Source organism: Streptomyces angustmyceticus, from assembly GCF_019933235.1.
GTDB lineage: Bacteria > Actinomycetota > Actinomycetes > Streptomycetales > Streptomycetaceae > Streptomyces > Streptomyces angustmyceticus.
Map to the genome: position 1 here is coordinate 119845 of NZ_CP082945.1, position 13590 is coordinate 133434.

The window sequence follows — 13590 nt, forward strand, 5'->3', positions numbered from 1 at the left end:
GTGCGCGCCCCGCGGCCTCGCGGTCTCGTGGTCCCCCGGTCCGGACTGCCGGCAGTCCATCCACTCCATGCCCCAGTCGGTGTCAGCGGTGGCCGCTCACGAAGTGGCGCGCCATCCGGACCACCGGCCCACCGCGATCTCCACCACAGCCCCTTCCGGCGGACGGTCCGCGTACTGCCGCCGGTACTTCCGCACCAGGAGTTCCACGTACCGCGCCGACACCGCCGACTCCCCGGCCGGTGGCAGCACTGCGGCAGTGCCGTCGGCCCGCGCCCACCACAGCCGGTGCCAGTCCTCGTCATAGCCGTCGACCAGGAGACACACCTCGCCGTGGGCGCGGATGTTGGCCAGCCGCCGCAACCGGGCCGACCGCTTCGGTTTGTGGTCGACGGCGCAGACCACGGTGTCGCCGGTGAGGGCGAAGACCGTGGGGACCAGGTGCGGGCGGCCGGAAGCGTCGACGGTCGCGAGCCGGGCGATCCGGGCCCGGTCGAACCGCTCCCGGGCCTGCCCGCTCGTCATCCTCGGCACCGTGGGCCCCGACCGCTCACCGGAAGCGCCGCGCGACGTCGGCGATCTCGTCCAGCCAGGACAGCGGCTCGGCCCGGGATGTGGGTGTGCTCGGCGATGAGCGAGGAGTCGAGCCCTCGCTCTTCGTCGGCACGCCCGAGCGGGGCGGGCGCGATGCCCTGGTCGGTGATGAAGGTGGCCACACCGAACTTCACAACGACTCCCTCGGCTTCGGTTTCGGGTTGTGCAGGCTTCGCATCGGGCCTCAAGAGTCGAGTACGGCGGCGACGGCCTCGATCTCGACGAGCTGGTCCTTGTAGCCGAGCACAGTGACGCCCATCAAGGTGCTGGGAACGTCATGGTCGGCGAACGAGTCCCGAACCACCTGCCAGGCAGCCACCAGATCCTCCCGCCGGGCCGATGCGACGAGCACCCTTGTGCTGATGACGTCTTGGAGTGACGCGCCGGCGGCCGTGAGAGCAGCCTGCATGTTCTCGACAGCTTTCAGCGCCTGACCCGCGTAGTCCCCGATCGCTGCCGTCGAGCCGTCGCCGTTCAGGGGACACGCCCCGGCGAGGAAGATCAGACGGGAGTCGGCGGGCGCCGTGGCCGCGTAGGCGTACTCGGCGACGTCGGACAGGGAGGCGGAGCGGATCAGAGTGATGGCACGAGCCATGATCGTCGGGTCCTTTCCCCTCGAGTGGTGAGCGAGGACATCCTGCCAACGCCCCGTTGGCACCCGCCTTCCCTTTTCTCACCGCTCCCACGGCAACACCGTCATTCCTGGTCGACACGCGTGGACCGGGTGATACCAACTGACTCCGGAACCCGTCGAGAAACGCTGTTCCTTGAGATCAACGAAGCCACCCAGGGTTCGCGGATGCGCGCGGCTCACGGATACGCGGGCTGCACAGTCACACAGGGCTCACGACCGCATCAGCCGCGAGCAAGCCCGCGGTCCTACCCAGGTACCCGGATCGCTCCCGGCACAACAGCCCGTGCCGCCGACCGGGCGATACGTTCCCGGGCGGGGTCGAGGCCGTCACGGCGTGCCCTTCGTGAACAGGGACCGTTCGAGCGCGGAACGGATGGAGCCGGAGGCGCTGTCACCGGCCGGGGTGAGGGCCAGTGCGGCCGTCATGAGGAGCAGTACGCGCACGCCTCCGCCGGTGGCGCTGTCCACTCCGGGCAGCAGCGGGATGACCACGGCGAACGCCACGAGGACGAGGCTGGAGCCGGTACGGCGCGCGAGGCGGGCGGCCCGGGACGTCGGTGGCTCGGCGGCGCTGTGCCGCATGAGGGCCGCCATATCGCCCGTGGTGAGGGCCAGGACGCCCCTACGCAGGGAGTCCGTGATCGCGTCGTACTCCTGGGCGGTGCGGACCTGAGTGAGCGCGCGGTCATGACGCCGGATCAGTTCTGCCAGAGCGGTGTGGAATCCTCTCGCCTGGCGCCTTGCCGCGACTTCGGTGATCGAGGTTCGCCGTCGAACGGTTGCGGTGTCGCCGGCGGCTTCGATGGCGCCCGCAAGCCGGGCCCTCACGTTCTTGATGTTGCGTGGCTCCCACCACCGGGCCCGGCCCCGGTGACACGCCGACGTGGCCGCCATGAGTGCGACCAGCACGGCATCGAGGGGGCGAGGTCGATGGGGCTGTCGGAACCTGCGGTTGAGGAGTCTTTCCACCGTGCGCATCCAGCGGACCTCCTGCAAGCCGAGGATCACACCGAACAGCCCCGTCGCAGCAGTGATCAACTGCTGGCCCGCCGGGGCGGACAGCACGGTCGCCATCGTCAGCCGGCAAGCCGCAGCGGCGACGACGATGGTGGCGAGCACCGTGGCCGGTACGAACCAATAGGCGATCTGCGGATGCGCGACGCGCCAGAGCACGCCCCGGGGGCCGAGCCTGCGGAAGAGGGAGACGATCTGGCGTATGTCGTTCCGGATGACGACGAGGGTGCTGAGACAGACGGCGGCCCAGGTCGCCGTGGGGTAGAGCCACCAGGGCGCAGGGGCGGAACCGCCGGTGCCCGTCGCGAACAGCGCGGCCACCACGCCCGCGGTGGCGGAGGCCGCCGCCATTCCGACCGCTGTCACGACGGTGGCGACGTAGTTGGACACGAACTGCAGGCCGACCGGGTAGCGGTGGCGGATCCAGGCGTAGAGCACGGCCATCTGAACCCTGCGGCGCCCGGGTTCGTCGAGATCGGGAAACGCCCGGGCATACCGGCGCGTCCATAAGGCGGCGCCCCGCAACCACGTTGCCTCGCGGTGGAGGAGGTCGTCGTTGCTCGCGATCCGCATGCGGCTGAGCCTCCCCAACGCACGCCCGCCACAAGCTTGTTGTCCATGCCGGCCATCCGGCGACCGAGGTGTGGCCGGTGGCTCAACCCGGCCATCGACCCCGTTCATTGGATAAAATGACGGTTAAATTCAAGGGTAAATTATGCTAGCTTCGGGGGCGGAGGTGAAGCATGCCCACCGAGGAAGAGCTGTTCGCGGCGGTCGACGCACTGCTGGAGGGTGAGCCGCAACTGCCGTCACCGGCGGAACGGGCCCGGCTCCGGGAGGCGGCCGGTGTCACACAGGCCCGGCTCGCCCAGGTGCTGCGCACGACGCCGCAGACGGTGAAGAACTGGGAGCACGGCCGCAGCGAGCCCCGGCCGCCCCGCCTCCAGGCCTATCTGCGACTGCTGGAGGGCTGGGCCGCCCAGCACCCGGCACCGTCGGAGTCGGCGGGCCCCGCAGTCCCCGCCGCGGCACCGGAGTCGGACGGGCCGGCCGCTCCCGCCCCGGCATCGGGAGCGGCAGCGCCCGCCCCCTCCCCTACTGAAGCGCCCCCCGTCTCCGTACCCGCGACGGCGCCCGCCCCAGGGCCGTCGATGGCACGGCGCCCGGCCTCGGCCCCGGTGCAGGCCGCGGCCAAGAAGCGAGCCGCGTCAACGAAGCCGGCGCCGGCCGAGACCGACCCCCGCTTCGCCCACGGCCCGCTCGCGGTGCTGGACGGGGACGGATCGGCGTACTGCGTGGGCGGCCTGGTGCTGGACTGCCCGGCCAGGACGCTCCCCGAGCTGGTCGAATGGGCCCTGGCCGAAGCGAAGCTGGGTGCCGCGCGGCTCCACCACCACGGCCAGGACGCCGACCCGCTGATCGTGCTCACCGACACCGCCGCCGAACGGCTCGGGCTCCCGGCCGTCCTGGAGGACCGGCGCGGCCTGCGGCTCCCTGAGGACCACAAGGTCCCGAAGCAACTGGCCAAGGCGAAGTGGAAGCTGACCAGGCGCGGGTTCGGCCCCTGGGCCCGGGTCTACCGGCCCGCCGAGCGCGGCAAGCGCCAGTGCGTGCAGTTCGCGGTCCTGCCGTGGGGCGCCCTCGACACCCGCTCCTGGGGGGACACCGCCCAGTTGCCGGCGCCGGACATCGCGGCGGTGCTCGGCACGTACGCCACCCGCGTCCTGACCCCGCGCGGCTCCACCGCCGTCTGCGGCCTGGAGCTGATGACCGCGCTGCGCCCGCCGACCCGCGCGGTCAAGGACCCGGCGACCGGCTCGTGGGTGTCCGGTCCGAACCCCGGCTCGCTGACCGAACCGGTCGATCCCGCACCGCCCGAGGCCCCCGCCGAGCATCCCCTCGTCGCCGCCCTCCACCCCCGCCACCATGTGCGCACCCCGGACCAGGCCATCGACGAGGAGGCGTACGACTGGTTCCGCCCCCTCACCGACGAGGAGTGCACCCAGGGCTACACCCATGCGGTCGGCCTCGACGTCAACATGGCCTTCGCCGCCGCCGCCAACCGCCTCGTCATCGGCACCGGCCCGGCGACCCATGTGAAGCACCCGGCGTTCCACCCGAAACTGCCCGGCTCCTGGCTCGTCGACCTCTCCCACGTCGAGATCGATCCCCGGCTGCCGAACCCCTTCACCCCCAAGGGGATCCGGCCGGCCGGGCCCGCGTGGTACTCCACCTCGACCGTCGCATACGCGGTCGAGCTGGGCTACGACGTGGCGCCGGCCGAGGCGTACGTCCGTCATGAGCACGCCGCCTACTTCGACGCCTGGTACACCCGCCTGCGCGACGCCTATATCGCCACCATGGCCGACCTCGGCGTCACCACCGGCATGCCCGACGAGGACTTCCTCGCCGCGATGGACCGTCACAAGAGCGTGGACCCGGGGCGGGCGGCCGTCCTCTCCGCCATCAAGTCGACGGTCAAGGGCGGCATCGGCAAGCTGCGCGAACGCCCCCAGGGCATCGCGTACAAGTTCGGCGAGCCGTGGCCGGCCCTCCAGCGCCCGACCTGGAGCCCGCACGCCAGAGCGGAGCTGATCGGCAAGGTGCGCACCAACCAGCACCGCAAACTCATGGCGTGGGCGCGGGCCGGTCTCTTCCCCGTGGCCATCCTGTCCGACTGTGCCGTCTACCTCTCCCACGGCCCCGGCCCGCTGGACTTCATGCCCCGCACTCCCGAGGGCAAGCCGCTGCCCGGAGGGTTCCGCCTCGGCGTCAGCCCCGGCATGGTCAAGCACGAAGGCACCCGCGACTTCCTCTGGCTCGCCCGGACCGTCGAGGACGAGCAGATCAACCCGGCCCGCCACATCAAGGGCGACGACGCCCCCGACAGCGGGGAGTAGGGATACACGATGGGCATCCTCGGCGACAGCCTCGACAAGGCCGCGGAGAACACCGCCACCCGCCCGGTCCCCAAGAGCGCCGGCGCTCAGATGCGGTTCCTGGTCAAGCAGCACAAGGGGTCCACCAAAGCGGTGGCACAGCTCCTGGGCATCTCCCAGCGGACGGTCGAACGGTACGTCAAAAACCAGATCAAGCGCCCCCGCAAGGACCTCGCCGCACGCATGGAGCGTGAGGTCCGCCGCCGCTGGCAGCCCAAGGTGCGGGAGAACGCCCAGCGCCGCGCCGCGCAGACCGGCGGCATCACCATCGAGACCCGGGCCCGGTTCGGCTTCACCGCCGCCCCCGGAACGACGGACGACGGGCGGATCCGCCTGATCACCCAGCATCTCCCGCCGGCCTACGCCGCCCGCCTCTTCGACGCCCAGGCGGCCGGCGCCCCCGAGCAGCAGTTGCAGAACATCGCCGCCGAGGGCCTGCAGGAGATCTACTTCAAGGACAGCGGCCGCCGCGCCGACGGCCTCCTGGTGGAGTTCACCGACATCGACTACGTCGAGCTGGACTTCTGACACCGCAAGGAGGCGGCGGTCACCTGAGGCCCAGGTGACTGAGCGCTTCAGTTGGCCAGTGAGCGTTGCGCTTGGCCAATTGCGCGTGTCGGCTTGTGTGTCAAGGTGGCGGGGCGGGCGAACTCGCGGGTGCGTACACGCATCCGGACCTGAGAGCGTTGGGGAGCAGTGACGGTGGCGATGCGGACATTTCCGCTGGTGGGCGGGCCGGTGGAGTTACGGGGAGCGCTGGACTTGGAGAGGACGCAGGCGGGGGTGATGCCTCGCCGGTTGCCCGCATGGACCAAGGAGCAGTACCAGGACCCGTCGGTCTACGGGGTGACGGTGATGCCTTCGGGGGTGCGGCTGGTGTTCCGCACCGATGCGCGTGAGCTTGAGTTCGAGGTACTCACCTCCACAGGGCAGCTCGACACCGACCCCCAGCCTCGCCCGACCGGGATGCTGGAACTGCTGGTGGACGGTGCCCACGCCGGGCGCCGGCAAGCACCGATGGGCAACGTGGTGCGGATGGCGGGCCCCGGGGCCGCGCAGCGGCTGGTCCCGGGGGAGCCGGGGACCGTACGGTTCGCCGGGCTGCCGAGTGGCATGAAGAACGTCGAGCTGTGGCTGCCGCAGCAGACCCCCACGGAACTGGTGGCACTACGTGCTGACGGCGAGGTGCTGGCACCGCTGCCGGACGGTCGGCGCCGCTGGGTGCACCACGGCAGTTCCATCAGCCACTGCCTCGAAGCCGACGGCCCGACCGGCACCTGGCCGGTGGTGGCGGCTTCGCTCGGGGGAGTGGAGGTGATCAACCTCAGCCAGGCGGGCAACGACATGCTGGACCCCTATGTCGCCCGGACGATCCGCGACATGCCCGCCGGCCTGATCAGCCTCAAGGCAGGCATCAACATCGTGGGCCTGGCCACCTTCCGACTGCGGACGTTCGGCCCGGCCGTGCACGGATTCCTGGACACGATCCGGGACGGTCACCCGGACACCCCGCTGCTGCTGATGTCCCCGGTGAGCTGTCCGGCACTTGAAGAGGATCCCGGCCCGACCACGATGGGCCCGGACGGGAAAATCACAGCCCTGGGCGACCCGGCCGATGTGGTCCGTGGGGCGTTGTCGCTGACGGTGGTCCGTGAGGAACTGGCCCGAATCGTGGCGGCCCGGCGAGCACGCGATCCCCACCTGCACTATCTCGACGGACGCGAGCTGCTCGGCCCGCACGAGGTGGATGACCTTGCCGACGGCCTGCACCCCACCGCCGCCGCCTACCGCCGGATGGGCAAACGCTTCGCCGCGCACGCCTTCGCCGACGACGGCCCGTTCCGCTGAGCGACCGGGGCTCCGCACCTGCATCAGGTGCGGAGCCCGAGCGTACCGGCAGCCACCCTGTTCGCCCGCACGCTCAACTGGCCAACTAGAGTGCTCAGCCGCACCAACTCCTCGCGTCCGCAACCCGTTTCGATGTTTCGACGTCCCACTCCGTGACGGACGGCCGATGATCACCGGGAGAGCACATGCCGAAGAAGGACCGGACGGCGGACGCGGCGAAGGAGAAGGAGAAGGACCTCGAGAAGTGGATGGCGCGTTTCCAGGTTCGGCTGGTCATGCAGCCGGGCGTGGACCGGGCGATCGTGCTCCAGGCGGTCAAGGAGGTCACGGCGCGCTGCGCGGAGACGGGAGAGCACCCGCGGACCGCCTTCGGCGACCCGGACACCTATGCCGTACAGACCGGCGCGCGGCTGGTGCCGGCCGACCGGGCGGCACGCGTGAGGCGGCACGACTCCGCGGTGGGCACGCTCGGCTCCGCGCTGAAGAGGGTCGGGGAAATCGCCGGTCTGTGACCGGTTGAAGGGACTTCCGTCAGGCTACGCGTACGAGTTCCGGCACGGCTTCTCTGCTGGATGCCGCAGACGCGGGCGGACATGGCAGTGCGCCGCAGGTGCAGGAACCTGCGGCGCACTGGTGGTCGGTGAGGTGACGTCACCTCTCACCGACCGGCCCGGGGTGATCAGTGCTGGTGGCCCCGGTGACCGTGCCCCCAGCTCTCGATGTCAACGACCCGACGGTGGTCGTTGCTCAGGATCGCGGTGCCCCGGTGGTTGTCCCAGACGTAGTCGCGACGGTCCTGGAACAGGTCCCAGCGGTTGTCACGGCCGATGCCGGTGTGGACACGGACCTGGGAGTGGCCGCCCAGGCGGACGTTGCCGAACCGGTAGGTGTGGCCGGCGCGGTCCGACAGGGTCCAGCCCCGCAGGTTGACCGGCATGTGGCCGGTGTTCTTCACCGTCACGTACTCGGCGTTCAGACTCCGGTTGGAGTGGTCGTCCCGCCCGGGGCTGTCGTACTGGATCGCACCGAGCACCACTGCCGAGCGGTGGTGCCGAGCCGGAGAGTGGCCGTGGCCGGCCGCCGCGGCCGGCAGGACGGCGGTGGCCGCCAGAGCCACGGAACCGAGGACCGCGGCGGCGATACGCGAAGTGTTACGGAGCACAAAAACCCCCTGGATACGGCACCTTCGACGAGGTGCCGGAAACCGGATACCCGGCCGGTTTGACCGGGCCCCCACACAGTGGCGCCTCGTCATGTCTTGACGGAAGAAATCCGGTTTGGTGTTACAAAACACAGACATATACACAACCACACCACGCCAGGCGCGCACTCCCCCGCGCCCATCGGGACAAAAACGACACCCCGTACATGCATCCAGACGCCGCAAGGGTTACTCCCGGTGTACCGGCAGCGGCAGGCACAGGCTCGCGTCGAGGACGGGCGCAACCCGCGAGCGGCGTGGACTCGGTGCGCCCCGGATATCCGGTGTCGTGGAGGGCGGCTGACGCGGCGTCCCTCGCGCCGAGGACCGCTGCCCGGCGCCCACCCCGTCCGACGTCCAGCCCCTGAGGCCCGGCGTCCGGCATCCGGGATTCCGGCACCCCTGCGCCCGGCGTCCCACGACCGCCTCATGGGCCACGGCATCCCAGCAGCTCAGCCGCCACGCCGTCCCGTGAGATCCCCGACCGAGCGGTGGCGGTGTTCCCCCGGGCAGCGCGGTGGACAGGATCGGTGCGGCGAAACGGGAGGCCCGGCGCTGCCGCAACCGCCGGCCTGCCGACGGGCCGTCCCACCGGGCCGCCGAGCCCATCGGCCCTCGCCTCGGATTGTCGTCACGAAGGGAACCCGGCTATGTCCACCCATCTGTCCGCCCGGAGCGGGGCCGTCGCCGTTCTGGCTGCCGTCGCACTCGCCGCGCCCGTCGTCGCCGCCGACACCGCGGCCGCAAGGGGTACGAAGCTGACGCATGCGCAGGCCGCGAGCAAGTTACGGGCGGCCGGCATCAGCTGGACGTCGAGCGGTCACTGCTCGAACCGCAACAACCGGAGCTGCACTTCCTTCACCCGCATCAACTCCGGCACGGTCTCGGGGATCATCACCTTCAAGCGGGCCAGCCGCTGCGCGGTCACCATCACCGGCGGCACCGAAACCGGTCATGCATCAGGCCAGTTCAGCCACTGGAACGGCTACAAGGTGGACATCTCGCCGACCGGCTGCGTCACGAACTACATCAAGCACACCTTCCGGTACGCCGGTAAGCGCGGTGACGGCGCGCCCATGTACAAGTCCTCCACGGGCAACATCTACGCCCGGGAGAGCAGCCACTGGGACATCACCTACAAGTGACAGGCAGAGAGGAGACCAGCATGCGTACCGTCGTACGTCTCGCGGCCGGCGCGGCCGCCTCTCTCCTGCTGACCCTGTCCGGGACCGTGCCGGGGAACGCGGCCCCCACCGTGGCCACGGCCACGGCCACGGCCCACTGCACAGGCAGTGGCTGCGCCGGCCGGAACCCGGTGGGCACCGGCTGCGACCGCCAGGCGCGCACGGTCCGCCGCAGCGCCGAAATCGGCCCCCTCGTGGAGCTGCGCTACAGCGCGGCCTGCCGGGCGGCGTGGGTCCGCGTCACCCACGCGCGGGGTGGTGACCGTATCGAGGCCCGGAACAAGGGCGGCGCCTGCCGTCCCACCTCGTGCTACGCGAGAACGGTGGCGCCGGGCCACTCCTCCGTGTACACCGCCATGGTCAACGACAAGGGGATCAGGGCCTGGGGCTGTCTTCAGCGGCGGAACGGCAATGTCGTGTGCACGGAAGCGTACTGAGCGGCCGCGGGAGCGGGTGAGGTGAGGGGCGCGCGGCCCACCGCGTCCCTCACCAGCATCCGCATCACGCATCCGCATTCCCGGGGCCCGCTCCGCCCTGCTCGTGCTCCGGATCCGACTCCTGCTTGCGGCGCCGAACTCCCTGATGCCGAAACCCAGTTGTGGACCCGCGCCGCCGGGCGTCCTCCCGGGCGGCCGTCCCCACGCATCCGGCGCGAGGGCGCACCCTAGACTTCGTAGCGGCGCTCGCCCTCGCCTCGTCTGCGATGTCGCTACGCGCCGCCGTCCCTCATGCCCGGACCCCGACCACGGCACACGGCTTCACCGCCCGACCCGCAAAAGGACAACCGCACCCGTGAAGAAGAGCGCGATAGCCGGCGTCTGCGTACTCGGCCTGCTCGTGATCGCCGGCGCCTACCAAGGCAGCGCCGCCACCAGCGACCCGCTGACCCTCGCCGAGTACCACAAGCTCAAGGCCGGCAGCAGCCAGAAGCTCCTGTTCACGTACGCGAGCACCTGCCAGCAGGACAGCGAGAAAGTCGCCGACGACTATCCCGTCACCTGGACGTGCTACGGCGCCGACGGAAGCAGCAGCGCGGTGTTCTTCTACTCCGAGGGTGTGCTGTTCAGCAAGGCACAGACCGGGCTGACGTAGACCGGACGACCGTGCCCGCCACGCTGCGGCGGGACGGACGAAGGACGGCGGAGCGCCGGCGCGCGCGGTTCACTTGCCCGGCGTCTCCGCCAGCCGGAAGGGGCCCGCGGCACCGGGGCCGAACATCACCGGCAGGTTGCGCCCCAGCGGCACCACCACGATCGGCTCTTCGCGGTACTCCCTGAGGAAGTTCTCCAAGGGCTCCCAGATGAGGCTCCGGTACCCCGACTCGCTTCGTTGGGGTTCGAAGGAGAGAGTCAGCGCAGAGTCCATTACGGTGACGCTCACGGCGTCCACTTGCAGCCACTCTCCACCGATCCAGGCTTCGAGCCTCACGTATGACATGGGGCAAGGGTGCCTTGCATCTGATGCCGCCCGCAAACCAGCCCCCCGGGATGCCTCCGCTATGGCTGCCGGGCGACGATCACCCGCCGCCTCCGAGGCGCCGATGTGTGGTGCGGCGACCGAGGGTGCCGGAGAGCGGAACCCTAGCGTGACGCCCGGGAAGAGAGCTGGCTCAAACAGGCTTCTCCGAAGGCCCGGCACCCATCAGAGGCGGGCGGGGGCCCGGCCGCCGTGGGGGGCGAACTCCACTGCGGCCACGTGCTCTCGTGAACTGCGGTCCAGTAGGACCACGGATATCGCTTCCCGCACCGGGGCGAGACGCGGAGGCGGCGGGGACTGGGGCGGCCCGGACTGGTGCGGGAGCCTGACGCCCTGTACGGATGCGGAGCCGGCTTCGGCTTCGTCGACGGCGGCCCGTGGGGCACACGGCTGCGTCGTGCCGGGTCCGGGCAACGCCCCCAGCAGCCGGTCGAGGCCCTTGCGGTGCCGGACGAAGGCACGTCGCGGGGCCCACCGGCCGCGGGCCTCCTGGCCCGAGAGGGCCTCGGCCACCCCTACGTCCAACAGCACCAGGTGCAGTTCGCGTCCCTGCCGTCCGGCGCTTCGGGCCAGCCACCGGCGCATCCACGGCCGGCCACCGCAGTCGTGGACCAGCACCGGGTCGCCGGCGCGCATCGCCGTACGCAGCCACCGGAAGTACTTCCACCGCGCCCATGGGCGGTACACCGCGTACGGCAACCAGGCCGGCATCACCGCCTCACAGGCGACATGGACGATGCGCGGATCCACCACGGACGCGGCCCCGGACCATCGCCGCAGCAGGGTGCTCTTCCCGCTCCCCGGCAGTCCGGAGACCACCACCACCGCCCCGGCGGGGTACGACAACCGCGCCGGAACGTCCCCTGTGCCCCGCAGATCCACCAGGCCGCGTGGCCGCAACACCCGTTCCTCGTCCGGAACAAGGGACTTCCCCGTTGCCCCCGGCCTGACCGAATTGCTCACTGACCGCCCTTTGACCTCATGGTTTCCCCGCACCGTCGCGACGAGCGATCCTCACACAGTGCGCAAGCCCTGCAAAGCCGGACGAGGAGAACCAGTTGCCGTCGAGCGCTGCGGCGACGTGCCCGCCCGGCAGGCGCACCCGTCCGGCCGACGCGCTCGTCCGGCCGACATGCCCGTCCGGCCGACATGCCCGTCCGGCTCGCCCGAGTTGGCTCCCGGCACCGGACGGGAGCCGCCCGGCGTCGCTCAGCGCCCCTGGGGCCTTGCGGTCTCGGGCGGGTGTGCCCGCAGAGCCCCGTAGACGGACCAGGCCACGGAGACCAGCGGTACGGCGACGATCGCTCCGGGCACCCCCGCCGTGACGCTGCCACAGATGACCGCGAGCGCCACCACCACCGGATGCAGCCGGACGGCCCGGCTCATCACGAGGGGATGCAGCACATGTCCCTCGATCTGCCCGATGGCCACGATCAGCAGCACGACGACCGCGGCCACCAGCGGCCCCTTCGCGGCGAGTGCCACCACGGCGGCGACGGCCAGTGCCACGGGCGAACCCACCAGCGGGATGAAGGCGGCGAAGAACTCCAGCACGGCCAGAGGAACGGCGAGGGGGACGCCCAGGAGGAAGAGTCCGACTCCCACCAGCACCGCGTTGATGGCGGCGACCACCACGATCCCGCGGGTGTACCCGGTGAACGTCACCCATGCGGCACGTCCCGCGAGACGTACGGGATGGCGTCCGCGCCCCGGCAACTGGCCGCCGAACCACGCCCACATCCGGTCGCCCGAATGCAGGAAGAAGACCGAACAGAACAGGGCCAGCACCCCCACCGTCAGGACTTCCACCAGCCGGCCCACGCCGCTGAGCGCCGTACTGATCAGACTCGCGCGATGGCTCGTCACGAACCGCGACACCCGCGCCTGCAGATCCGAGAGCGTCCCCGCGCGCACGCGAAACGGCGGGCCCTGGAGCCACCGCTCGATCCTGGCCACACCGCCGACGAACTCCCGGCGCAGCCCCTCCCACTCCCCTGCGACATTCGCCCCGATCAGACTCAGCACGCCGAAGACGAGCACGATGGCGAGCAGCAGGCCGACCGTGACCGCCACGGACCGCGGCATCCAGCGGTTGAGCAGGCTGACGGACGGCTCCAGAAGGGCCGTCAGAACCAGGGCCAGGAACACCGCCAGCGTCACCAGCTGGAACCGCCCGAGCGCCGCGAAGATCGCGTAGACGGCGGCACCCACGACGATCAGGCGCCACCCGTACGCCGCCGCCACCCGCAGCCATCGGGAGACCTCGGTGGCCACCCCCGCTTCCCGGGTCGGCCGGTCCCCCACCGGGCGGCGCACGCGCAGGGCTCGCGCCCCGCGGGCCGGACGCGGCGCACCGTTCCCGCGCTGCCGTGCCGTGCCCCCGTGGACGGCCGGGGAACGGCCGCGCTCGCTGCCGGATCGGTTCCGCACTGGGCCGCCACCACCTCCCACCCCTCCCGTGCCGGGGCCGGAAGAGGGACGCCTGCCGCGCGGAGGCCGGGCGCCCGGCCTCCGCGCATACCCCAACGTGGTATCACCGCGAAGGGGCCTTCGAACGTGTGCGGGCCCGCATTCCCCCAAAGGCACGCGGCAGCGGACGGACCGCCGGCCGGCTGTTCCGCGGACGCCCGGGGCAGCAGCCGACGGATGTCCGCGGGCCCGGACGGCAGAGGCCGACGGCCCGTCGTCCGCCGCCCCGGCCGA

The 13590-nt window shown here is 71.3% G+C and carries 14 protein-coding genes and 1 pseudogene; 7 read left to right on the forward strand and 8 right to left on the reverse strand.

Annotation, left to right across the window (positions count from 1 at the left end):
- Positions 1–96: 96 nt before the first annotated feature.
- From K7396_RS00505 to K7396_RS00520, 4 genes and pseudogenes are all read right to left on the reverse strand, one after another.
- A complete protein-coding gene (locus K7396_RS00505) occupies positions 97–531 on the reverse strand; it encodes a TIGR03668 family PPOX class F420-dependent oxidoreductase (protein WP_086718958.1) in 435 nt (144 codons plus the stop codon).
- Positions 532–605: 74 nt separating this feature from the next.
- A pseudogene (locus K7396_RS00510) lies at positions 606–725 on the reverse strand (LLM class F420-dependent oxidoreductase); the annotation flags it as partial.
- A 50-nt stretch (positions 726–775) separates the two neighbouring features.
- Positions 776–1186, reverse strand: a complete 411-nt coding sequence (locus tag K7396_RS00515; RefSeq protein WP_086718960.1) for a RidA family protein — start codon at positions 1184–1186, stop codon at positions 776–778.
- A 366-nt stretch (positions 1187–1552) separates the two neighbouring features.
- Entirely contained in the window at positions 1553–2812 is a 1260-nt protein-coding gene (locus tag K7396_RS00520) for a hypothetical protein (protein WP_086718961.1), read from the reverse strand.
- Between the two features lie 170 nt (positions 2813–2982).
- Here K7396_RS00520 and tap point away from each other — a divergent pair, with 170 nt between their 5' ends.
- The 4 genes from tap (at position 2983) to K7396_RS00540 (ending at position 7538) form a co-directional block, all read left to right on the forward strand.
- Positions 2983–5139, forward strand: coding sequence for a telomere-associated protein Tap (gene tap, locus K7396_RS00525; protein ID WP_152104253.1), 2157 nt, complete (start codon positions 2983–2985; stop codon positions 5137–5139).
- A 9-nt stretch (positions 5140–5148) separates the two neighbouring features.
- Positions 5149–5706, forward strand: a complete 558-nt coding sequence (tpg, locus tag K7396_RS00530; RefSeq protein ID WP_086721633.1) for a telomere-protecting terminal protein Tpg — start codon at positions 5149–5151, stop codon at positions 5704–5706.
- Between the two features lie 180 nt (positions 5707–5886).
- A complete protein-coding gene (locus tag K7396_RS00535) occupies positions 5887–7026 on the forward strand; it encodes a GDSL-type esterase/lipase family protein (protein WP_086721635.1) in 1140 nt (379 codons plus the stop codon).
- Positions 7027–7211: 185 nt separating this feature from the next.
- Positions 7212–7538 carry a hypothetical protein gene (locus tag K7396_RS00540; RefSeq protein WP_086721632.1) on the forward strand — a complete coding sequence of 109 codons (327 nt, stop codon included), beginning with the start codon at positions 7212–7214 and terminating at the stop codon, positions 7536–7538.
- Between the two features lie 167 nt (positions 7539–7705).
- Here the strand turns inward: K7396_RS00540 and K7396_RS00545 are convergent, their stop codons facing one another.
- On the reverse strand, positions 7706–8188 hold the full coding sequence (locus K7396_RS00545) for a lamin tail domain-containing protein (RefSeq protein ID WP_086721631.1): 483 nt from the start codon (positions 8186–8188) through the stop codon (positions 7706–7708).
- Positions 8189–8877: 689 nt separating this feature from the next.
- Here K7396_RS00545 and K7396_RS00550 point away from each other — a divergent pair.
- From K7396_RS00550 to K7396_RS00560, 3 genes are all read left to right on the forward strand, one after another.
- A complete protein-coding gene (locus K7396_RS00550) occupies positions 8878–9372 on the forward strand; it encodes a hypothetical protein (RefSeq protein WP_086721630.1) in 495 nt (164 codons plus the stop codon).
- Between the two features lie 20 nt (positions 9373–9392).
- On the forward strand, positions 9393–9848 hold the full coding sequence (locus tag K7396_RS00555) for a DUF2690 domain-containing protein (RefSeq protein ID WP_086721629.1): 456 nt from the start codon (positions 9393–9395) through the stop codon (positions 9846–9848).
- A 355-nt stretch (positions 9849–10203) separates the two neighbouring features.
- Entirely contained in the window at positions 10204–10503 is a 300-nt protein-coding gene (locus K7396_RS00560) for a hypothetical protein (RefSeq protein ID WP_086721628.1), read from the forward strand.
- 69 nt (positions 10504–10572) lie between these two features.
- Here K7396_RS00560 and K7396_RS00565 read toward each other — a convergent pair whose 3' ends face one another.
- The 3 genes from K7396_RS00565 to K7396_RS00575 all read right to left on the reverse strand — a co-directional run bounded on the left by K7396_RS00565 (position 10573) and on the right by K7396_RS00575 (position 13161).
- Positions 10573–10776, reverse strand: a complete 204-nt coding sequence (locus K7396_RS00565) for a hypothetical protein (RefSeq protein ID WP_223659517.1) — start codon at positions 10774–10776, stop codon at positions 10573–10575.
- Positions 10777–11052: 276 nt separating this feature from the next.
- A complete protein-coding gene (locus tag K7396_RS00570) occupies positions 11053–11790 on the reverse strand; it encodes an AAA family ATPase (RefSeq protein ID WP_107421287.1) in 738 nt (245 codons plus the stop codon).
- A gap of 306 nt (positions 11791–12096) precedes the next feature.
- Entirely contained in the window at positions 12097–13161 is a 1065-nt protein-coding gene (locus tag K7396_RS00575; RefSeq protein ID WP_223659518.1) for an AI-2E family transporter, read from the reverse strand.
- Positions 13162–13590 lie beyond the last annotated feature (429 nt).